Annotated in this window: 17 protein-coding genes; 10 read left to right on the top strand and 7 right to left on the bottom strand. The window is 61.0% G+C overall.

Annotated elements, in window-relative coordinates; all coding sequences use genetic code 11:
• Positions 1 to 51: 51 nt before the first annotated feature.
• Together P3T17_RS02005 and P3T17_RS02000 are read right to left on the bottom strand one after the other, a co-directional pair.
• Complete coding sequence (locus tag P3T17_RS02005; RefSeq protein WP_429404392.1) at positions 52 to 513, bottom strand: DcrB-related protein; 462 nt, start codon at positions 511 to 513, stop codon at positions 52 to 54.
• Between the two features lie 21 nt (positions 514 to 534).
• The gene (locus P3T17_RS02000) at positions 535 to 2,679 is read right to left on the bottom strand and encodes a type VI secretion system Vgr family protein (protein ID WP_429404391.1); all 2,145 of its coding nucleotides are present in this window, start codon (positions 2,677 to 2,679) and stop codon (positions 535 to 537) included.
• Positions 2,680 to 3,104: 425 nt separating this feature from the next.
• On the opposite strand from P3T17_RS02000, the gene P3T17_RS01995 reads away from it, so the two are divergent.
• Positions 3,105 to 4,370, top strand: coding sequence for a lactonase family protein (locus P3T17_RS01995; RefSeq protein ID WP_429404389.1), 1,266 nt, complete (start codon positions 3,105 to 3,107; stop codon positions 4,368 to 4,370).
• An 86-nt stretch (positions 4,371 to 4,456) separates the two neighbouring features.
• Here the strand turns inward: P3T17_RS01995 and P3T17_RS01990 are convergent, their stop codons facing one another.
• Entirely contained in the window at positions 4,457 to 5,302 is an 846-nt protein-coding gene (locus tag P3T17_RS01990; protein WP_429404387.1) for a protein-L-isoaspartate O-methyltransferase family protein, read from the bottom strand.
• Between the two features lie 138 nt (positions 5,303 to 5,440).
• On the bottom strand, positions 5,441 to 6,685 hold the full coding sequence (locus P3T17_RS01985) for a DUF1479 domain-containing protein (protein ID WP_429404385.1): 1,245 nt from the start codon (positions 6,683 to 6,685) through the stop codon (positions 5,441 to 5,443).
• Positions 6,686 to 6,779: 94 nt separating this feature from the next.
• Between P3T17_RS01985 and P3T17_RS01980 the strand changes: the two genes are divergently transcribed.
• Entirely contained in the window at positions 6,780 to 7,751 is a 972-nt protein-coding gene (locus P3T17_RS01980) for a helix-turn-helix domain-containing protein (RefSeq protein ID WP_429404383.1), read from the top strand.
• Positions 7,752 to 7,826: 75 nt separating this feature from the next.
• Here the strand turns inward: P3T17_RS01980 and P3T17_RS01975 are convergent, their stop codons facing one another.
• On the bottom strand, positions 7,827 to 8,303 hold the full coding sequence (locus P3T17_RS01975) for a DUF2501 domain-containing protein (RefSeq protein WP_429404382.1): 477 nt from the start codon (positions 8,301 to 8,303) through the stop codon (positions 7,827 to 7,829).
• Between the two features lie 474 nt (positions 8,304 to 8,777).
• Here P3T17_RS01975 and P3T17_RS01970 point away from each other — a divergent pair, with 474 nt between their 5' ends.
• Together P3T17_RS01970 and P3T17_RS01965 are read left to right on the top strand one after the other, a co-directional pair.
• Complete coding sequence (locus P3T17_RS01970; protein ID WP_429404380.1) at positions 8,778 to 9,521, top strand: SDR family oxidoreductase; 744 nt, start codon at positions 8,778 to 8,780, stop codon at positions 9,519 to 9,521.
• 787 nt (positions 9,522 to 10,308) lie between these two features.
• Positions 10,309 to 13,011 (top strand): TonB-dependent receptor, encoded by a 2,703-nt coding sequence (locus P3T17_RS01965; RefSeq protein WP_429288291.1) that lies wholly within the window; start codon positions 10,309 to 10,311, stop codon positions 13,009 to 13,011.
• A gap of 152 nt (positions 13,012 to 13,163) precedes the next feature.
• Here the strand turns inward: P3T17_RS01965 and P3T17_RS01960 are convergent, their stop codons facing one another.
• Positions 13,164 to 13,772: a MarR family winged helix-turn-helix transcriptional regulator gene (locus tag P3T17_RS01960; protein WP_429288290.1), complete on the bottom strand. Its 609-nt coding sequence runs from the start codon at positions 13,770 to 13,772 to the stop codon at positions 13,164 to 13,166.
• Between the two features lie 1,004 nt (positions 13,773 to 14,776).
• On the opposite strand from P3T17_RS01960, the gene P3T17_RS01955 reads away from it, so the two are divergent.
• The 6 genes from P3T17_RS01955 (at position 14,777) to P3T17_RS01930 (ending at position 20,793) form a co-directional block, all read left to right on the top strand.
• Entirely contained in the window at positions 14,777 to 15,826 is a 1,050-nt protein-coding gene (locus P3T17_RS01955; protein WP_429404378.1) for a LacI family DNA-binding transcriptional regulator, read from the top strand.
• A 128-nt stretch (positions 15,827 to 15,954) separates the two neighbouring features.
• Positions 15,955 to 17,040: an ABC transporter substrate-binding protein gene (locus P3T17_RS01950; protein ID WP_429404376.1), complete on the top strand. Its 1,086-nt coding sequence runs from the start codon at positions 15,955 to 15,957 to the stop codon at positions 17,038 to 17,040.
• Positions 17,037 to 17,861, top strand: coding sequence for an ABC transporter permease (locus P3T17_RS01945; RefSeq protein ID WP_429288287.1), 825 nt, complete (start codon positions 17,037 to 17,039; stop codon positions 17,859 to 17,861). Before P3T17_RS01950 ends, P3T17_RS01945 begins: the two co-directional genes overlap by 4 nt.
• 89 nt (positions 17,862 to 17,950) lie before the next feature.
• Entirely contained in the window at positions 17,951 to 18,886 is a 936-nt protein-coding gene (locus tag P3T17_RS01940; protein WP_074264081.1) for an ABC transporter permease, read from the top strand.
• The gene (locus tag P3T17_RS01935) at positions 18,883 to 19,938 is read left to right on the top strand and encodes an ABC transporter ATP-binding protein (protein WP_429404374.1); all 1,056 of its coding nucleotides are present in this window, start codon (positions 18,883 to 18,885) and stop codon (positions 19,936 to 19,938) included. Before P3T17_RS01940 ends, P3T17_RS01935 begins: the two co-directional genes overlap by 4 nt.
• A 27-nt stretch (positions 19,939 to 19,965) precedes the next feature.
• The gene (locus P3T17_RS01930) at positions 19,966 to 20,793 is read left to right on the top strand and encodes a phosphodiesterase (protein ID WP_429404372.1); all 828 of its coding nucleotides are present in this window, start codon (positions 19,966 to 19,968) and stop codon (positions 20,791 to 20,793) included.
• Here P3T17_RS01930 and P3T17_RS01925 read toward each other — a convergent pair.
• Positions 20,790 to 22,721, bottom strand: a complete 1,932-nt coding sequence (locus P3T17_RS01925) for an extracellular solute-binding protein (RefSeq protein ID WP_429404370.1) — start codon at positions 22,719 to 22,721, stop codon at positions 20,790 to 20,792. The genes P3T17_RS01930 and P3T17_RS01925 overlap by 4 nt on opposite strands.
• Positions 22,722 to 22,727: the final 6 nt, after the last annotated feature.

Genomic DNA, 22,727 nt, shown 5'->3' with positions numbered 1-22,727 from the left:
ACGTATGCTGGATCGGATCGTGATAGCGCGCGGCGGCGTACTGTTCGTCACTCACTTCGCGTCCTCCGGCGGCTCGACCAGCGTTGGCCGCGCCACGCGCGGCTCGAAACTGTCGAGCATCCGATCCGCAATCGCGCGCTGCTCTTCGCTCAACGGGGACGCGCAGGTGAGCGTCATCACCAGCACGCTGCCGTTGTCATCGGCCGGAAATACGCTCTGCAACTGATGCCTGAGCTTGCCGTCCTGCTCCTGGGTCGCCTCGATCTGGATACCAGGGCGGCCGCCCACGGTCACAGCTTCGCGCGAACGCTCGGTGAGCTTCGGTGCCTCGCGCGTCGCAAGCCCCCACTCCCGCGCGATGAACGCATCGAGATCCTCCCCATCGCGCAGGCGGCCGCGCGAGATCACGAGGTTGAAGCCGCCGGGCCCCTGGTTCAACATCAGCATATTGACCGTGCGGTCCAGCGCTGCATCGGGCAGTACGAACGTTCCTTCGTGGATCGCGTAGTACATGATGAGGAACCCTATCAATATTTATTTGTTGAGATCGATACGCTGACCGTTGACCGACACGCCGGCATCACTAAGCATAATGGTGGAGCTGCCGTGCTTCAGAAGAATGCCGTCAGGGGTGAGAACGACCGTGCTGTCGCCGACCGCAAGCGTAATGCTCTTGTCCGCGCCGTATACCTGGGTTCCTCCGCCTGCGTCGCCTGCGGGTGTGAAGACCTGAACATCGGCCGCGGTCGTGCTGCGCTTTTGCGCGATCGTTTCGGTCAGATTGCCTTTACCGATCTGCTTCGTCTCGTCTCCCGCCGCAACGGTCACAGTGCGAGATCCAGCGACCACCTGGTGCGTCTCGCTGTCTTCGATGATGGTGTTCATGTCCTTCTGGGCGTGCATGTACAGCAGCTGCGAACCGTTCACGTCACTCATCGACAGTTCGTTCGAACCCGCGCCCTTGTGCGTCTGGCTTTTGATCCCCATCGTCTGGCCAGCGGCGCCGTGGTAGGGGTTGCCCTGATCGCCGTTGTATACCCGCCCCACGATCACGGGGTTATCCGCATCACCCTGATTGAAGGCAACGAGGACTTCCTGGCCGATCCGCGGAATCGCCGCCGCGCCCCAGCCATCGCCCGCCCACGGCTGCGAGATGCGGATCCACATCGAATCCGTACCATCGAGCTTGCCGCGCCGGTCCCACAGGAAGTGCAGTTTCACGCAACTGCCGTTGGTATAAATCTGCTCGCCCTTCGGACCCACGACGATCGCCGACTGAGTGCCTTGAATCAGCGGCTTGGGCGTGATCCGTTGCGGGCGATAGGCTATCTTCTGCGGCAGCAGAGAGAAGCTGTTTCGGTACGGCGTTTTAGCAGCGTGTTGCGTGTAGTCGTTGACCGCCTGGTGACGCACACGGAGGATCACGTACTCCTGATTATTTGTCTGCACCGGGTGATTCGTCACCGTCACGTTGCCCGCGGCCGTCATACGCCATGCATAGCCACCGCCGGTATAGCGATAGGCGTTCGCCTCTTCCGCCTGCATGGCGTAGCGGGCATAGCGATTACCGTCGTCGCTATGGTCGTATAGCGACTGGTGTTCGAAGCGCTCGGTGGAATCGAGCCGCGCGTGTTTGAGCGTTTGCGGCTCGGCCTCAACCAGCATCAACGGGGACGAGGGAGTCTGATGATTGAAATCGCGGAACGTCACCTTGCCCACGCCAAAGCGCCGCCCTTCGTGCAACTGGTCGATGCCGTTGAACTCGCTCGACGTGCTATCGGCGTACTGCACCGTCGTCAGTCCATCAATTGGCTGGAACACGAGATTCGTGTCGCCAATCGCAAGCAGATGCTTGTCCTTCTGATAACGATGAGTCCAGATCAGTCCTTCCTGCTCCATCAGCCGCGCGCAGAAATTGAAATACGACTCCTGGTACATCACCACGTACTCGAGCGGATTCTGGCTCGTCTGGATATCGAAAACGAAGTCGGAGAAACCGTGTTCCTGGAAAATCCCGGAGAGGATCTCCTGCGCGGTCTCGTTCTGGAAAATGCGGCAGTCGGTCGAGCGCGTCAGAAACCAGAACCACGGCACCACCGTCATGTGATATTGCGTGACCCGGCCCGGGTTGCCCGCTCGATCGAACGAGGCGACATAGCCGTCGAAGTAGCGGAACTCGTCGGCACTATCGGATGCGACGATCCGCTCGACGGTCGATTGCCGCGCCTGTTGATCGAACTTGAGATGCACCTGCTGGCCGATCAGGTCTTCGGGCTTCAGATCCTGAGTATGGGACAGCAGATCGAGGTGGATTTCCGGCAGCTGGTTCACGTGTTCGTCCACGATCGCCGCGGTCACCAGCAGAACATCGGTTCCGAGAGGTGTGTCGAGCGTGACGTATCGGTTCTGCTGGGTCAGCGGCGCGGCACCCGCGGTGCCGGTATTGTTGATCGTGTCAGCCACCGCCGAGGGCGGCTTGTTCATCAGCGAGAAACCCGTCTGCGCAAGCTGCGCCGCCCGCTGCACGGTGTCGACATGGCCCGCGAGGCCAGCAAGCGGCCCTAGCTGATTGGCGACGCCGGAAGTCATTGATCCGGCAAGGCCTCCTAGCGCGCTCATCGAACCTGACGGGCTGCCACCTGAACCGTTTGAAATAAGACTGTCTGGAGCGAAGCTCATATCCGTTCCTTTCTTGTTTTCTCAGGCTTTTCCCCCACCGCCGGTTGACCCGAGGCCCTGCTACCGCACGATAATTTCTCACACCCTGAAACGTTACAGACGAACATTTGCATTTCGTGACAACTGATCGTTTTCTCGTACTTCGCGCAAAGACCTCGCTATCCCGATCTATTCAAAATGCATATTGAAGATTTCGATGCGCAGCGATTCTGGGTACACGAGTTTCGTCATCCTAAAGGTTTCGGTTCACGCGCTCCAGCGGACGGCACTCGCCCCATTGCCACGATTTATTTTCCGTGAAACACTTCAACTCATCTGCCGAGTCGGACTCATGTCCGGTATATCAGACAGCCGTGGGCAGACTGCCAGTATCAAATGCCGATGAAGCGTCGAGCGGATGTCGGTTATTACTTTGGAGACAAACAATGAGCAATGTTGGGAATCTCGAGGTACCTCGTTCGCAGGCGCGACGCGTCTGGCTTAGAAGCGTAAGTGCGCTGGCGGCCGCTTCCGCGATCGGCTCGATCGCGGCGACTCGTCCGGCACAGGCCGCGAGCAAAAGTGCCACAGCCACCGCCGATAGCGGCAAGCCGTTGTTTGCGTACGTCGGTACTTACACGCCCAATGGCCTCGGTATCCATCGCTTCCAGGTGGACCGGAGTAGCGGCAAGCTCGAGGCACTCGAGCCCCTGCGTGGCGTCGAGAATCCAAGCAGTCTCCTTGTCGACCCGCAACAACGCTTCCTGTTCGCTGTTAGCGAGGTGAAGAACTTCAACGGCACGACCGACGGCTCGGTCAGCGCCTATGCGATCGAAAGCGGCACGGGCACGTTGAAACTGATCAACACGGTCGACTCGCACGGCGCCGGTCCGGTCTATCTGAGCTTGCATCCAGACGGCCGCTTTTTGATGGCCGCGAACTACAACAGCGGCAGCGTCGCGGTCTTTCCGGTTTCGAACGACGGCACGCTGGGCGAGGCGTGCTCTGTTCAGCAGCCGAAGGCGCCAGCCGGTGCGCAGCATGCGGCGGAAGGTGTGCCTGGCAGCTTTGCCATCAGCGATCACGACGGCCCGCACGCGCATACGATTGTGCCTTCGCCGGATGGTCGATTCGCGATCTCAACCGATCTTGGTGTCGATCGAACGTATATCTGGAAGTTCGACGAAGCGACCGGCGCGCTGTCACCGAACGATCCGCCGTTCGTCGCCGCGTCGGCAGGCGCCGGGCCACGGCACCTCGCGTTTCATCCCAATGGCCGCTATCTTTATGAGGTCACAGAGGAAGCGTCGACGCTGGTCTGCTATGCCTACGACAGTGCGCATGGAACGTTGACGCAGTTACAGTCGGTCTCGACGCTGCCGGACGCGTATCAGGGCACGAGCTTCGCGTCGGAACTTGTGTTTTCACATGATGGCCGGTTCATCTATGTGGCGAACCGGCTGCACGACACGATCGTGCAGTTCAGCGTCGCCGGAAACGGACATCTGCAGCGCGTCGGGGAATTGCCTACCGGTGGGGACTATCCGCGTGTGATCAAATTCGATCCGTCGGGGCGTTTCATGTATTCGCTGAATCAGCGCAGTGACCATATCGCGATCTTTTCGGTCGACAAGGCCAGTGGGAAGCTGCGGTTTACCGGGACGTATGTTGCGGTTGGGAGCCCGTCCGATATCGCCTTTGCAAGTGCATAGCGTTGCGGATTGGATCCCTGCTCGTTTAGCCCGCGACTTCGCCTTCCGGTCGTCGTCGCGTTATGAACCGGGTCCGATGTGGGATATCAAGCCGCGAAACCTTGCGGCTCTGACGTTGATAGCCACCAGTCGGTTCCCACAAACCACGCCGACGAATCAGCGGGCGTCTTCAATCTTAGCGACCTGACTGCCGCCATATCACCCGATTCGAAGGCGGCAACCAGAGACTCTCCGGTCGCATCATCGCGCGCCCCAATACACTCGATGAACATCGCACCGCAGATGAACTTTGCCGCGTATGAGTTGGCGGCCACGCGCGTCACGAGCAGCATGCCGCCGAGACCGCGGTTAGGTGTCAATGGGAAGATGAGACGGCCACCCACGTTGAGCGATTCGAGCCAGCTGTTCAATGGATGCGTCGCACCGGCGCTGACGTAAATCAGATCCGATAGCGGCAACACCGCTTGCGTTCCGCTTTCCTTGACGACCCGAACCTGCGCCAGGTGTGCAAGGTTCGAAGCTGCTTTCGCACTGAGTTCCGGGTCGATCTCATACGCGGCCACGCTCCCGGCGTGACCGGTGAGGTACGCGAGCAACGCTGTGTAGTAGCCAGTTCCCGAGCCGATATGGGTGATGGTCTCGCCCGGCGAGATGGCCGCTGCGTCCAGACAACGTGCGTGGAGACTCGGTTCCCCGTTGTTGAGGCCCCGCTCGGTCTTGAGCCCGATCACAATGTCCTGGTAGAGAACGGCCGGGTCCGACGTTTCGGTCGAGACGTAACCCGACAGCGTCAATACATTCCACGGTCCAGGGCCCAGATGCCTCTCTCTTTCAATCGCAGCAAATGCCTCGCAAATTCTTGCGTCTTTGCACCCAGCCTTGGCTGTTACGTATCGCGCATAGAAGTCGCGAAGCGCTGCGATGTTTGTCATTGGACGGCTCTCCAGGCAGGGACCGCCATATCGTATCGCGGTATGGTCTGGCGGTCACGAAACACTTGCCAGTCTCAACGCTGCAGTACCGGTAAGCTTGCGTGCCCGCTTCCGCGCGTATAAAACGCCTTTGCCCAACTACAGATCAAAGCCAAGTTGCGCCTTGCCTCGCGGCGTCAGGTCGTCAGCCGTGGCGCGTCCGGTGAAATCAACCTCGAAATGGTCCGCGGGGAAATCTGGCGGACTTTCTCCCTTCATGAAGCTCGGCAACTGGCGCTTAAGGTACGCATCGTTTTTGGCGCATGCGGGCGCCGAGGGGATGTACATCACATTGCTATAGCCCGTGCCTTTATGCTCGTCTTCGACCGCATGGATGACGTCGCTATGCCAGAACACGGTATCGCCCGCTTCCATTTTAGGAATCGACGACAGCGCCTCGAACAATGGCGCGTGAAATTCCGGCTTGATCGACAGCGCCCTCCCGGGCATGGCACCGCACAGGTCGTCCTCCGCGATATCGTCCTGAAGCGCCCGCAACAGGATGTACGCCATTGCGTTGGCGATGGGTACGAGTTGCAACGTGCCATCGCCCGGACCCTGCGGCGTCAACGCAGTCCAGCCCTGAAACGTACGAAACATCGAACAAACGGCGGGCGAAGCGATCTCTTGCACATCGGGCCGGAACGCCGCGTCGAACGGATCGTAGTCGCGCCAGCTCCCGTCAAACACGTGGCGGTAGACCTTGCGAAAATTGCTTTCGATCCAACGTTCGACCGAGCCGCCATCGCAATGCGCCGACAAGCCAAGCGACGCGGAGCCTGGCGGCCTGCGACGCAGACGGTCGGCGTAGACGGGCACGCGCTCCGGATCGAAGTGCACACGGCCTTCGCTCTCGTTGCGCCACAGCCGGTTCAGGAACACGCGCGCCGCAGTCAACGAATCCGACTGCCGGGCGAGTACCTGCGGCTTCGACCAGTACACGCCATAGATCTGCGGCTTGCTGGAAGCGAGCTGTCCGAAGTATTTGTCCTCCGCGCGGTTTTCCAGGCGCTTGTCGAGATGATTGCGCTCGACATACTGGGCAATCTCCTGGTCCCAGCCTTGCACCAGCGCACGGGGGAACACGTTGCGAATCACACACGCGCCGCGTGCCTTGACGATCGCGATCTGGTCGGCGGTGACGCGTTGTTCGGTAATGTCGGAAAACTGAATCTCGGGGATAACGTCCTCTCCCCGATCGCGCCGCCCGGCGATTCGTTTCGCCTCGGCACCGATCGCTTCTTCGACCTCGGCGAACACCTCGCCATAGTTCGGCAACGCCGCGCGCAATTCTCTTTTTGCTTGTCGAATTGCACCTGGCAAATCTTCGATTTTCAACGCCATGACTGTCTCCGTACGGATCTGGTATGTCGAGAGCATATGACGGGGATGCGCGCCATGGTGATACTATTCAGGCAATTCATTTGCGTTTTCGGCCATGAAACCAGCCTATGAGCACGTCGAGTTCGGCGAGGACTGTTCACTGCGGGTTTACCATCGGCGTCTGCCGCGTATTCCATTCGAGTGGCATCATCATCCGGAGTACGAACTCACGCTGACGATGAACAGTCACGGCAAGCGCTACATCGGCGACTCCGTTAGCGATTATGAGGCTGAGGATCTCGTCCTCGTGCCGCCGGATCTTCCGCACACCTGGTCGTCGAACCGTTCGATCGACGCCTCTTCGCCTCAAGTCGCTATTGTCATCTGGTTCGACGGGGATTGGGCACGGCGCATGGCCGATTGTTGCCGCGAATATGAACCGCTACGCAAGCTGTTGCGCAGAGCCGCGTGTGGGCTGGCCTTCGATCCACCTGCTGGAAAAGCGATGCGTGAGCGCCTCGCACAATTGCTGTCGAGCGAGGCGCGCGAGCGCCTTGGCGCCGCCCTCGATATCTTGTGCACGCTCGCCGACGCGCCGGGACAGCCGCTTGCCTCACCGAGTGCTTTCAATCAGGCGAACGCCGGCCCGTCTGGCCACGAGCCCGAACGGATTAACCGGGTTCTTTCGGTAATCGACGCGCGGTTTGCCGAACCGCTGCGACTCTCGGAACTCTGTGAGGCCGCTAACCTGTCGGAACGCACGCTTACGCGTTACTTCGTTCAACATATCGGTGAGAGCGTCGGACGGTATATCGCCCGGGTTCGTATCGGGCACGCGTGCCGGATGCTGGTTGACACTTCACTCCCCGTTGCTGTCATCGCCGCCCGTTCGGGCTTCGCGAACGTCGCCAACTTCAATCGGCAGTTCAGGGCTGCAAAACAAACGACGCCAGCCGAGTATCGACGGCGGTTCTCGGCCGCGGGCTCTGCGGATAAAGATGCGGCGACTCGCTTGACCGAACGGTCTCCTTCGCTTCAAAGGAAGCGCAAATCAAACGCGGCGCGCAACGACAAAGAGACTGTTTAGCAGTACTTCACCTGGTGCCGGCGATCACTAGCGCGAGATTCTTTGATCAGGGCGAGCGAAACAAGCTCGCCATGCTTATAGCATCGACTTTCCCTGGTCGAGAATCTTGTCGCAGATCTGCTTGGTGAGCTGCTGCTTGACGCCATCGCCACCCAGGCTCAGCTTCTGGCCGTTACCTGTGTCCAGAATGCCGTTGGCGCCGTCGGTGTAGCCGCCATTGGAACTCGACGCGCCGCCTGGCAGCTTGCTCATCAGCGAATCTTTTACCGACGACGCGCTGCTGCCGCCCAGATAGTTATTCTTGATGCAGAACTGCAGCACGCCTGCGACATTGCTGCTGTTGCCGGATGTCACCGAACCGCCCGACAGCGCGCTACCAAGATCGCCGAGGCCTCCAGACGACGAGCCGCCGGTCAAACCACCCAGACTCGGCGACGAACCGTTGTTCCCTTGATTTAGCAGGTTGCCGAGTTGGGCGTGAACTGTGGACATTGGGATCGTCACGCCGATGAGCGCTGCCGCAACTACAACGTGATGCGTGCGTACTTTCATGGTTCCTCCAGAAGGTTTTATTTCCCGGCGTCAGCATCGCCGATGCTCCTTTAAGAATGCTATGTCGGTTTGGAAATTTCGGGAAGTTTTTCAGGGCAGCTATCGACTTTTGTGGACGCGCTCCACTCCCTCAACCAACCCTCCCGATCTCATCCAGTTCACGTCCTTGTCATCCAGCACTGTTCGAATACCCCGACACCAATGAGGGGCGGCCACGATGGCACGCGCGTTGCCATGACCAACAAGGCCCAAACGCTCAATGCCGACGTGCTGGTGGGTTAGCCGTTCACGTTCGCATCGTTAAAGATCGGCCAGTACACGACGTATGCCGGAGTGCAGCGTCTCCAACGAGATTTTCGCAAACCACGTACACTCTTTCGCGGCCGCGGTGGCGCATCGATCCAGGTCGGGCAGCACGTGCTGCCCTACTTTCGACGTCACCGTGCGGGATCTCCTTCTTACGAAACTTAAAGCATGGGAAACAATCAGCTTTCCAGCATCACTCTTCAAGGCAGCCGGATCGTCATAGCCGGCGGGACATCAGGAATTGGCTTTGCCGTGGCCGAAGCTGCGGCGAAGTCCGGAGCTGAGGTCATCATCGCATCGAGCAAGCCGGAACGCGTTGCGGCTGCACTGGAGCGACTACCTCAAGGCACACGTGGCGAGCCGCTCGACTTTTCCGATGAGGCTCAAGTAAGGGCGTTTTTTGCGCGCGTCGGCGCATTCGACCATCTCGTCTACACTGCCGGCGAGACACTGCTCCTGCAAAACCTTGCTGAGCTCAGCATTGAAGCCGCGCAGCGAGCTTTTGAAGTACGTTACTGGGGCGCACTCAAAGCGGTCAAGTATGGGGCTCCCCTCATTCGAGCGGGCGGCTCTATTACGTTGACAAGCGGAGTGGCGTCGTCGCGTCCGCTGCCTGCCTGGACCATCCCGTCGAGCATCCTGGGTGCGATCGAATCGCTGACCCGTACCCTGGCCGTCGAGCTTGCACCGCTGCGTGTCAACGCCGTGGCGCCCGGTGTCTTGCGTACGGCGTTGTGGGACAACATGAGCGAAGCCGATCGCGAAGGTCTGTATGACTATATCGCCGAAAAGATGCCGGTACGAAGGGTCGGAGAAGCAAGCGACGTTGCCCAAACGTATCTTTATCTGATGCAACAGGGCTTTAGCACGGGACAGGTCGTCGTTGTCGATGGTGGCCACGTGCTGGTTTAACGGTTGGGGCGAACGCTTCGACGATCTCGGGCGGCGGACTCGTCCAGGCCGCCCGTTAAGGCATCTCCCGTAGCACGTCCGGTTGCTGCACATTCAAATCCCCCCGAACCCTATCTGGTTCCCCGCGACGTCGCCCTCGACGTCGCCGAAGATATGCCACGTCCGATCTAGAACGCACTTCCAGAAAATGCATTTCTGAAAGAGTGGAATGCTCGAGAAATGTTGTTTAGCGACCCTTCATGTATTTCTTTTAATCCATGGAATAATCTGGATCGAGTTTCGTTGCGGCCCTTCGTAACTTGCTCCCACTCCATAGGAACCGCCCAGCAAAGCTGGCTCGGCGCCGAAACCGTCGACTCCGCGATGCGCTTCCGGTTGAATCACATCAACCAACGTCCGTGCGAATTGCTTGTACGCGACAAACAAACGTCGACAAAAAATTATTGTGACTTGGTAAGGTCACGCAACTCATTTACGTGAAGCCTTCCAGCAAGACGCGGCAGGTGTGAGGCCGCCGGCACGCGCCGTTGGATAGCCGTTGCGATGTCCTCGAAATCCGAGGCTAATCGTCGATACGACAATGACTACGATTAGTAGTCCGATTCAGATAGGACTTTCAAAGTCAAACTTATTGTGTCCGAAGCGCCGCATGTGTAGATGGCTCGTTGGCACACGCGCAGCGCAGGCAGGGATTCGGCGTATCCACGCCGTGGATCGCGAGGAGGAATCCATAAGACTTCTCCTCGCCAAACAATGTAGGCCATCACTGACAACTATGAGGGGTGAGATGAAACAACGGGCAATGGCGTTAGCCATTCGAAGAATCGTCTGGGCTGAGCTCGCACTGACGACCGCAATCGCCGCTCCAGCGTTTGCGCAAAGCCAGCCGGCAGCCACGGCAACGCCGGCCGCCACCGCGGCGGCTTCAGGCACGGCGGCGGCTGCCGCTCCCGCAGCGGCATCGGGCACGGCAGCAACGGCGACCAGCAAGAACGTCAAGCAATTACAGACGTTTCAGGTCACGGGCTCGCTGATCCGCCAGGCGGACAAAGTGGGCTTCCAGCAGGTTCAGGTGATCACCACGAAAGACATTCAGAACTCGGGGGAAAAGAGTGTCTCCGACTACGTACGCTCCATTTCCGCGAACTCGGCCAACAGTTGGGGAGAGTCCACGTCTGACAGCTTTGCTGCCGGCGGCGCCGGTATCGCACTGCGCGGCCTGAGCGAAAAATACACGCTGGTGCTCGTCGACGGTCAACGTGTTGCGCCGTTTGCATTCGCCGTCAACGGCACCGATCAGTTCTTCGACCTGAACACGCTTCCCATAGACGCAATCGACCGCATCGAAGTGGTGAAGACGGGCGCCGTGTCGCAGTACGGTTCCGACGCGATCGGCGGCGTGGTCAACATCATCACCAAACACGATTTCCAGGGCCTGCAGCTCGACGGAAGCTATGGTGGCGCGACACAAGGCGGCGGAGGCACGACCAAGTTCGGCATTCTTGGCGGCTTCGGCAATCTGACCTCCGACGGCTATAACATCACGGCGACCGCGAGCTACTACAAGTCGAACGGTTATACGCTGGCCGATCGCGACACGACAGAGAATCAGGACTTCAGCAACCAGATGTTTGGCGGCTCGGTCCAGCAACCGTCGTACTTCCTGAATCCCACTACCGGTGTTGCGACGCCGTTCGGCTGCGCTGGCGGCAAGATTGCGCCCGCTTCCTCCAGCATCATTGCGTCGCAAACCGGCGCGATCAATAGCGGCAATGTGTGCCTGAGGAATACGGCTGAAGACACGTCGATCGAGCCGATGACGGAGCGTTTCAGCGCCAAGGTTCACGGCGACTTCAAGATCAACGATACAACGACCGCGTACGCCGATCTGTGGGAAAGCAACAATACGACGACGACGAACGACGGCCCCGTTGTCCTTGGCAACAGCCTGCAGTTCAACCCGGTCACCAAGACCGTGACTCCGTTCACGGCAGTGGTACCGGCCAACAATCCGTTCAACACGACCGGCGTGGCTCAGGAACTGTTTGGCACCCTGCCGGGTACGTTCGGTTCGACCACGGATGCAAACTACTGGCGTGCGGCAACCGGCGTGAAAGGAAGCTTCACGACCGGCCAGGAAGACTGGGACTGGAATGCCGGGTACACGCATTCGATGAGCACAGTGAGCAACACGCTCGGAAACTATGTCAATCCGATCGCGTTGACCTCCGCATTGAACAACGGCACGCTTAATTTCGTGAATCCGTCGGCTACGCCTGGCGCCGTGAACAGCATCCTGACGACGGCGAACAACCTGGGCATTTCCAAGCTCGACGCGCTCGACGCAACGCTCGCGACACCGAACCTGTTCCATCTGCCGACCGGTGACGTCGGCCTGGGTCTGGGTGCGCAGTTCCTGCACGAAAGCGAACTGATCGAGGAAGGCGCCAACTACCTGAACGGCACCACGCTGGGACCGAACCTCCAGACGGTGGACGGTGAGCGCAACGTGGCCGCGGTGTACTACCAGGTCGACGTTCCGCTGATCAACAAGATGCTGACGTTCAGCCAGTCGGGCCGCTATGACCACTACAGCGACTTCGGCGGCGCGTTCTCGCCGCGTTTCGCCCTGCGCTTCCAGCCGATCCAGCAGTTCACTACGTACGCCTCGTACAACCGCGGCTTCCGCGCACCGGAGTTCCTCGAAAACACGAATTCGTCGAACATCGGCATCCAGCCGATCGGGCCGAATGGGCAGGACGAAAACGTCATCACCAAGGGCAATCCGAACCTGCAGCCAGAACGTACGAAGAACTACAACATCGGCTTCGAACTGTCGCCCACACGCACGACCGACATCGGCTTCGACTGGTACAAGATTCACGTCGACAAGGCGATCGGCACGCAGCTCGATCCAAGCGGCACGGTCCTGAACGCGGACGGTTCGATTGCGTTCGAGACCAACGAATACGAGAACCTCGGTTCGTTCGATACGGACGGCTTTGAAATGACGTTCGCGCAATCGCTGCCCACCTCGATTGGTACGTTCAAGCTATCGGGCGATTGGGGTTATGTGTGGCACTTCAAGATGAGCGGCATCGGTGGCCTCGCTTCGACGGTCGACGGCGCGGGTAACGACCTGACGCTTGCGCAGCCGTTCGGCGGTTCGTTCCCGCGCTGGAAGGGCAACACGGATCTCTCGTGGAATTTCCACCAGTGGAATGCAGATCTCGCATGGCAGTACACCGGTCCGTACTCCAACGCGCTGGGTCTGAACTTCTCGACCGCGTCGTATAGCGTGTTCAACCTTAACGTGGCGTACACAGGCTTCAAGCACTGGACGGTCTACGGCGGCATGAACAACATCTTCAACCGTGCGCCCCCGTTCGATCCGGAGTGGCTGAGCCAGATCGACCAGACCGGCTACGACCAGTCGCTCTATACATATATGGGCCGTTTCCTGCAGATCGGCGCGACCTACAAGTTTTAACGCGCATCGAATGTTTGAGTAGCCTTTCAAGGCCGTTCCGGTTTTCGGATTCCCCTCCCTTGTCACCGGAGCGGCCTGTTTTTTTATTATTGATGACCGTCCAGGCAGGATCCACCGCAACTCTGCACGAAAGCCGCAGCTCGAAAGCGCAGCTAACGGCAATACTCTCGCGAGCATGGGAGCTCGACGAGGTCTAGCGAGTCCTTCCAGTATTCTTGCGGATTCATCCGGTCATTCTCGCTCGGCCGCCCCGCCGATTGATGCTCGATCATCTCGCAGTTCCCAATCAGATCGGAGAGCATATCCACCAGTAGCTCCCTGTTGGTCTCATCGAATGTCGATAACGCCAGGTCGGCGACATCGCGGAGGATCATGGGCAGTCGACTGGCCAGAGAAGACCCAGCATCCGTCAACTGCAACTCGGTAACCCGGCGATCCGAGCCGGAGCGAATGCGCACCACCAGGCCCCGCTCCTCCAGCAAGGTGAGAAGTCGTGATGTTCTCGCCATCTCGGTGCCGCTGCTCTGCGCAAGCGTTTTCAACGACGCCGATTCGCCCGTCGAAATGAGAAACAAAAGAGTCGCCTGAACATTCGTAATGCCCAATTGTTTAAGCAGCTGCTTGTCCATCAGATTCGCTAACCTGAGTCGCGCGAGTCGTAGCAGGTGGCCAATATTTCTGGTCATCATGGCGACGTTAGGCTTCGCTGTGTCCTCCTGAGCGGATACCGCGCCAGACCCGCTTTCGTTTTCGACGTTCACTCACCCTCTCCTGCGCTCGACCACGGTAAATTCCCAACGGACACGCAAGTGCCGAACCGCCTCGCAATGATGAGGTGAGGTGTTAGCCTTCCTTGACCGGACGACCCAGCGTTGTCCACCTTGGCCCAGATTCCTTTGTGGGCCTCGTGGTAAACGGAGCGGCCACCGGCGCTATTCCCACCATATTTCGCAGTACTGTATTGCTCGGATATCTTCGCTTCGCTGCCGCACGAGGTGAGGTGGGTAGAAGTAGCGCCAGACATTACGCAAGCCTTTCGCCATTGACGTCCTTGATCGGCCGTTTTCTTGGCCATGAGGCATGGCAGGCGAGCGGAGATGGCGGGAGGCGTAGCGCTGATCGGAGCAGGTAGCGCGATACTTGCCGAGCACCTGCAAATATTCGGCTAAGCACGGTTGCCGGGCACAGAATGGAATCGGCGGTGTTCGGCGGCTGTATGGAAGCCACTGACGCAGAGCGCGCCAGTCAAAAACTTCTTTGGTGCCGGGGACCGGACTCGAACCGGCAAGCTGTTAAGCGGCGGATTTTCGTCACACCACGTCTTTCGACGCCGACGATACCGGGCGGCATCCTCGTTCGTGCGCTGGACTATGCCTTCACCATCGCGGCTGAACTGTGCGGCAAAACCGCCAGCCCTCGCCGCCTAAGGCGCCCCCCGTCTAGTCTCTACACCTTCCGCACCCTCGCACTCATGCGACGGCGGGCTTGGCTCGGCGTTGCCTCGGTTGCGCGCGCAGCGCAAAACCAGGGGGTTCACCGAATTTGAGGGGTTCTGCACCGGCCGTTTCCGGTCGGGCACTCAATAATTTAAGTCCGCTATGTTTACCAATTTCATCACCCCGGCAGGGCGGACGCGATTCTACCATTGGGTCGCCGCCGCACCAAACCCGCGCCTTCCCGTGCCTCTCGAGTCATCGGCGAGTCACAAAGCTTGCCGATAATCCGCTCGACGAAAACGTTTACAACCCGAGCCAAAACCATAGCGATGACCCCTACCATCAAGGATGTCGCGGCACACGCAGGCTTCTCGATTGCCACGGTCTCGCGCGCCATCAACGCGCCGCACACCGTGAATCCCGTCACGCTCGACAAGGTGCGCCAGTCGATCGACGCGCTCAATTTTCGCCCCAGCCCGCTAGGCCGCCAGCTGCGCGGCGAGCGCACCCGCCTGATTGGCGTCATCCTCCCCACGATCGCTAATCCGGTGTTCGCGGAGTGCCTGCAGGGCATTGACGACCTGGCCAGCGCTCAGGGTTACCGGCTGATGCTGATGACCACCCAGTACGACGCCGAGCGCGAGCGCCACGCCATCGAGACGCTGCGCGAACACCGCGTCGAAGGCCTGGCTCTGACCGTCGCGGACGCCGATACCCACCCGCTGCTCGACGACCTCGATCGCGCCGGCCTCCTCTACGTGCTGATGCACAACGATACGGTACGCCGTCCGTCGGTGTCGGTCGACAACCGGCTGGCCGCCTACGACGGCGTGCGCATGCTGATCGCCCACGGCCATCGCCGCATCCTCATGCTGGCAGGCACGCTCGCCGCCTCGGATCGTGCGCGCCTGCGCCACCTGGGCTACGCGCAAGCCATGCAGCAGGCCGGGCTGACGCCGGCCCCGGCGCTTGAAATCGATTTCAACGCTGAAGAGCTCGCTCCCTCCGTGCTGGCCCATCTGACCAGCGGTCCGAACCGTCCGACCGCCCTCTTCTGCAGCAACGACCTGCTGGCGATGGTCGTCATCCGCGGTCTGCGCCGCGCGCGCCTGCAGATCCCGCACGATATGTCGATCCTCGGTTTCGACGGGCTTTCCATGGGCGAGTTGCTGCAGCCGCCGCTCGCCACCGTCTGCGCGCCGAACCGTGAAATCGGCTGCTCCGCCTGGCGCCGGCTGATGGCACGCATCGACGGCACCTACAGCGACACGTCCATATCGCTCACGCTGCCCCACGCGTTGCGCGAAGGCGCCACGATCGCCGCGATCTCGAACACCAGCGAAACCTCGCGCGCGCGCTCGATACAACCGCTGGCGTAACGCACCCGTATCATTGATTTACCAGCACTGCGCATAGAAACAACACGCAGCACAGGCGCCTCACAGGCCCCGCTGCTGAAGCACGATTTAACCAACTTCTCGCTACCTTCCTTCCAAGGAGACCCGCTGTGACTCGCCGTTCCTCCTGTTTTGGTGCCGTCCTGCGTCAGTTGACCGGCAAGCTGACGCGCACCACCGCCACCGCCGTGCTAACCGCCTCTGCCCTGCTCGCCTCGGCCGCGACTATCCTCGCCGCACCCGCCGCGGCCTATGCCGACGAAACCGCGATCTGCTACAACTGCCCGCCCGAATGGGCCGACTGGGCGAGCCAGATCAAGGCGATCCAGGCCAGGACGGGCATTCGCGTGCCGTTCGACAACAAGAACTCCGGCCAGTCCATCGCCCAGTTGATGGCCGAAGAAAAGAGCCCAGTGGCGGACGTCGTCTACCTCGGCGTGTCGTCGGCCTTCCAGGCAAAAGACAAAGGCGTGATCCAGCCATACAAGCCGGCTCACTGGGACGACATCCCCACCAACATGAAGGATCCGCAAGGCTACTGGTTCGCGATCCACTCGGGCACGCTGGGCTTTTTCGTCAACAAGGATGCGCTCGAAGGCAAGCCTGTGCCGCGTTCGTGGGCCGACCTGCTCAAGCCCGAGTACAAAGGCATGATCGGCTACCTCGATCCGTCGAGCGCGTTTGTGGGCTATGCCGGCGCGGTAGCGGTGAACCAGGCGCTCGGCGGCAGCTTCGACAACTTCCAGCCGGGTCTGGACTGGTTCAGCAAGCTCAAGGCCAACGCGCCGATCGTGCCGAAGCAGACCGCCTATGCGCGTGTGCTCTCCGGCGAAATTCCGATCCTGCTCGATTACGACTTCGACGCCTACCGTGCAAAATACAAGGATCAGGCCAATGTCGAATTCGTGATTCCGAAGGAAGGCACGATCTCGGTGCCGTATGTGATGAGCCTCGTGAAGGGCGCGCCGCATGAAGCCAACGGCAAGAAGGTGCTGGATTTCGTGCTCTCCGACGAAGGCCAGAAGCTGTGGGCCAATGCCTACCTTCGTCCGGTCCGCGCCAATGCGATGAGCCCGGAAGCTGCCGCCAAATTCCTGCCGTCAAGCGAATACGCCCGCGCCAAAGCGGTCGATTTCGGCAAGATGGCGGAGAAGCAGCAAAGCTTCGGCGAACAGTATCTTCAGGTGATGCATTGAACGACGTCACGTTTCCGCTGCGCTGGCGCATTGCGTTGATCGCGCCGGCGCTCGCGGTTTTCATTGCGTTCTGGCTGCTGCCGATGGGCGCGCTCGCGCAGTTGAGCGGCAACGGCCACGCCTTCGATACGTACCGCGCGATGCTGACCAACGCGCGCTACATGACGAGCCTCGGCGCGACCGTGCTGCTCTCGGCGGCGGTCACGGCGGCGACGTTGGTGCTGTCCGTGATCTCGGGCCTGTTGCTGGCGCGGCGCGAGTTCCCAGGCAAACGCACACTGCTCGCACTACTGACCTTTCCGCTGGCGTTCCCTGGCGTAGTGGTCGGCTTCATGGTGATCATGCTGGCGGGACGTCAGGGGTTGATCGGCGCGCTGTCGCTGAAGCTGACTGGCGACCGCTGGGTCTTCGCGTATTCGATGAGCGGCCTCTTTCTCGGCTACCTGTACTTCTCGATTCCGCGCGTGATCGTGACGGTGATGGCGTCGGCGACCAAGCTCGATGCCTCGCTCGAAGAAGCCGCACGTTCGCTTGGCGCGTCGCCGTGGCAGATCATGCGCGACATCGTGCTGCCCGCGCTCTCACCGGGACTGATCGCGGCAGGCGCGGTGTGCTTCGCCACCGCGATGGGCGCGTTCGGCACGGCCTTTACGCTCGCCACCGATATCGACGTCCTGCCGATGACCATCTATACCGAGTTCACGCTGAACGCGAACATGGTAACGGCCGCAGGGCTGTCGATTGTGCTCGGCCTCGTGACGTGGCTCGTGCTGGCGTTGGCACGTAGTGCCACCGGCTCGGCTGTCGCAGCGAGTGCATAGCGCAGGTGCCTACGTGACGATGTGTCCACGCCAGCCGCATTGAACAAGTACCCCTTAGCTCTGCTATCAATCCGTATGAAGATACACCGATGAACTCCGTAACCGACACCGCCAGACCACCATCCGCGCCACCGTCTGCGCCGTCGACCCGGCGCCGCACGCAGCCGCGCCTGTCGTCGCGCACGCTGCTCTCAGCCGGCCAGTGGCTCGTAACGCTGCTGCTGTGCGCGTTTCTGATCGTGCCGGTCGTGATGTCGATCATGGCCGGCCTCACCGTCAATTACTTCAAGGGTGTGTCGAGCGGCCTAACACTGCGCTGGCTGATCGAAGTGTGGACGCAGTATCACGCATCGGTGTTTCTGTCGCTCGAAGTCGCGGCGGCGACGCTCGTCATCACGCTGCTCACCGGCGTGCCGGCGGGCTACGTGCTGGCGCGCAGCAAGACGCGGCTCTCGCGCATCATCGAAGAATTTCTGGTGCTGCCCATCGCTCTGCCCGGTCTCGCGTCCGCACTCGCACTGCTGGTGGTGTACGGCGGCATCACAGTGTTCCGCATGAGCGTCTGGTTCATCGTCGTCGGTCACGTCGTGTTCACGCTGCCGTTCATGGTGCGCGCGGTTGCCGCCGTCGCTGCGAGTGCCGATTTGCGGACACTGGAGGAAGGCGCCGCGAGCCTCGGCGCGAGTTTCACTCAGCGCTTCCTGACCATCGTATTGCCGAACGTACGACCGGGAATCGTCGCCGGCGCGCTGGCGGTGGTGACGCTCTCGATCGGCGAATTCAACCTCACGTGGATGCTGCACACCCCCGACACGAAGACACTGCCAGTGGGCCTCGCCGATACCTACGCGTCGCTGCGCATCGAGATCGGCAGCGCCTACACGATCCTGTTCTTCATCATGACGATGCCGCTGCTGGTCGCCATGCAATGGCTCGGCGTCGACGCCACTGGCCAGCGCAGCAGCAAGCCGAAACGCCTTAAGGCAGCTTCGCCACGTTCAACCCGCACCATCGACACGCCATGAAACTCGCTCCCGTTCCCATCACGCTGACGCAATGTGCCAAGACGTTTCGCGGCACGCGTGTGCTCGAACCGCTGGACCTGAAGATCGGCGCCGGCGAAACCCTGGTGCTGCTCGGGCCGTCCGGTTGCGGCAAAACCACGACGTTGCGCATGATCGCCGGTCTGGAGACGCCTGACGCCGGCGGCCAGATTGCCTTTGGCGACGAAGACGTCACCGCGCTGCCGATCGAGAAGCGCCAGGTCGGCATGGTGTTCCAGAGCTACGCGCTGTTTCCGAACCTCACCGTGCGCGGCAACATCGGCTATGGGCTGAAGATCAAACGCGTGGCAGCAAACATCGCGCGTCAACGCGTGGATGAACTGCTCGCGATGATGCGGCTCACTGCCCACGCCGACAAACCGATCGATCAGCTCTCCGGCGGCCAGCGTCAGCGCGTCGCGCTCGCCCGTGCGCTGGCGATGCAGCCGCGCGTGCTGCTGCTCGACGAGCCGCTCACTGCGCTCGACGCCCGCCTGCGCGACGCCTTGCGCGGCGAGATGAATACGCTGCTGCGCGAACTCGGCATCACCACCGTGTATGTGACACACGATCAGGCCGAAGCGATGGAACTGGGCGACCGGATCGTCGTGATGAGCGCCGGCCGCATCGAGCAGATCGGCACGCCGCGCGATATCTACTACCGTCCGGCGAATCGCGCGGTGGCGCAGTTCGTCGGCACGATCAACCGCCTCGCCGGCGAGCGGCGTGAAGGCATGCTGAGCACCACAGGCGGCGCGGTGCCGCTGCCATTGCGCAGCACGCCTGGCTCGGCGGCAGCCGGAGAGAACGAGCTGTTTTTCCGGCCCGAAGACGCCTACCTGGCCGATCCGGCCAGCGCGCATCTGCGCGGCACCGTCGAAAGCGCGGCCTTTCTCGGCGAGCGCACACGTCTGACGATTGGCGGCGCAGCGCCCGATGCCCTGATCGTCGACGTGGCGGGCCGTGTCGAACTCGCGCGCGGCACGCCGGTCGGCATTTCGATCGCCCCGGAAGCGCTGATTGCGCTATCTTGAACAAAGCGAACCTACGAGGACATTCCCATGTTGCTAGCCCAGATCAGCGACCTGCATATCAAACGGCCCGGCGCGCTCGCTTACCGCCGCGTCGATACCGGCGCCGCGCTCGCCCGTTGCGTTGCGGCGCTCAATGCACTCGAGCCGCGTCCCGATGTCGTCGTCATGACTGGCGATCTCGTCGACCAGGGTGACCCGGAGCAATACGAACATCTGAAGAAACTGCTCGCGCCACTCGAGATTCCGTACTACCTGCTGGTCGGCAATCACGACGACCGTGCAGCCCTGCGCGACGCCTTCAGCGACCGTCCCGAGTTAAGCGCGGGCGGCGACTTCGTGCAGTACGCGGTTGATATCGGCCCGCTGCGCCTGCTGGCGCTCGATTCCATCGTGCCCGGCGAAAGCGGCGGCGATCTGTGCGAGGCGCGTCTCGAATGGCTCGCCGGTCAACTGGAGGCTGCGCAAGGCAAACCGGTGATCGTCGCCTTGCATCATCCGCCGTTCGACTGCGGCATTGGTCATATGGATGAGATCCGGCTCGAGCCGCAGGCGGCGCAGAAGCTGGCGACGCTGATTGCGCGCTATCCGAATGTCGAACGGGTGATCTGCGGGCATGTGCATCGCCCGATGTTCGTGCGCTTCGGCGGCACGATCGCCTCAGCGGTGCCGGCGCCTGCGCATCAGGTGGCGCTGGATCTGCGTGAGGAGGCGCCGTCCGCGTTCATGCTGGAGCCAGCCGCCTTTGCCCTGCACCACTACGACGCGGCCACGGGACTGGTGACGCACCACGCGTATGTGGATCGCTCAGAGGGGCCGTATCCGTTCTACGAGCCCGAAGGTGCGTTGATCGACTAGGCGCCATGCGGTTTGACATACCAGTAGTCGATCACCCAATCCACGTCGCGATAGGACTTCGGCAAGGTCGCCGGCCAGCCGAACGTCCTCTTGTAGGCGATGCGCGCGTTCGGCGCATAGAATTCCGGCACCACATAATATGAATTGATCAGCACGCGGTCGAGCGCGCGGGTGGCCGCCTGCAGATCGTCGAGTGTCTGCGCGGACAACGCGCTCTGAATCAGCGCGTCGACGACCTTGGAGCGCACGCCCACGGTGTTTTCCGATCCTTCCTCCGCGGCCGCCGCACTGCTGAAGCGACGCAGCAGCTCGACGCCTGGAACGCTGACTGGCAGATAGCCGCCAGTGGTCATGTCGAAGTCGAAGCTGTCCAGCCGCTGCTGGTACAGCGCGCTATCCACCTCGCGCCATTGAGTCTGGATGCCCAGCGTATTCAACGCCTGCATGTAGGGCAGCAGTAGACGGTCCATGCCGGGTTCGTCGTCGAGTACCTCGATCGTCATGGCGGTGCCGTTGGCGTCGCGTAACGCGCCGTCGCGGTAGTGCCAGCCGGCCTCGCCCAGCAGGTCGCGCGCCTCACGCAGATTGGCCCGCAGCGAGCTGGGCGGCAGCGTCGACGGCTGCTTCAGCATCGGCCCGAACACGGCCGGCGGCAAACTGGCGCGATACGGCTCGAGCAACGCCAGCTCCTTCGGACCGGGCATGCCCGTGGCGCCGAACGAATCCGGGTCAAAGTAACTGGTCGAGCGCCGGTACTGGTCGTAGAACATCATCCGGTTCATCCACTCGTAATCAAACGCGAGTGTCAGCGCCCGACGCACTCTCACGTCCTGAAACATCGGCCGCCGCACATTGATCAGGATGCCTTGCATATACGCAGGTCCGTTGGGAAACGTGCCTTGCTTCAGTTCGCCAGTGCGAAACTTCTCTCCCACATAGCGGCGCGCCCAGATGGTGGCGCTGCCTTCGACGTTGACGTCGATGCTGCCGGCCTTGAAGGCTTCGAGCGGACCGAAGTTGTCGAGAAAGAGCTGGAACGTCACGCGTTCGAAACGGAACATGCCGCGCCGCGACGGCAGATTCGCGGCCCAATAAGCGGGATTGCGCCGGTAGACGATCGTCTTGTCGTTGATACGGCGCTCGATCAGATAGGGGCCGCTCGCGATCGGCGGCACGTTGGCGGTCTGTTCGAAAGTCACGTGTGTGCCATCGGGTCGCATGCCCCACTTCGGCGAAAACACCGGCAGGTCACCTGCGATCAACGGCGCGTCCCGTTCAGGACGGGTGAAATCGAAGCGGATCGTCGACGGGTCGAGCACGGTCGCGCTTTTGATCACCGCAAACTGGGAATTGAACAGCGGCGAAGCTTGTGGACTTGTTAGTATATCGAATGAATATTTGACGTCGGCTGCGGTGATGCGATCACCATTGGAAAAGCGCGCCGCGGGATTGATATGGAAAGTCGCCGAAGTAAAGTCCGGTTGTACTTCGACGTCGTCCGCAATCAGCGGATATTCCGATGCCACTTCGTCCCAGCTGCGCTGCATCAGCGTATCGAACATCAGCTCGCGAATGTCCGGAGCGGGCGCCCCGCGCAACAGGAACGGATTGAGCGAATCGTAGCTCTGCAGCTCGTTGTAGTTGCCGAACTTCAGCGTGCCGTCAGCGGGCGCATCGGGGTTGGCGTAGTCGAAGTGGCTGAAATTGGCCGGGTAGCGCGGCTCGCCAAACTGGGCGATCGACGGAGCGGCGTGAACGGGCAGCGTGACCAGGGCCGTTGCCGCCAACGCGGCCAGTATCGCCGGCGTGCTGCGCGGTACGGCTCGCCACGCCTGAAACAACCGGGGGAACCACGCACGACGACGTGCTACCGCGGCGTCAGGATGCTTCGGGATGGCATGTGGCAACTTCAACGGCACGGGCTTCATCAACGG

Source organism: Paraburkholderia sp. GAS82, assembly GCF_050436285.1.
GTDB classification, from domain to species: domain Bacteria; phylum Pseudomonadota; class Gammaproteobacteria; order Burkholderiales; family Burkholderiaceae; genus Paraburkholderia; species Paraburkholderia phenazinium_B.
Note: the sequence above shows the minus strand (reverse complement) of the source record. Positions and strands in the feature narration are given on the sequence as shown.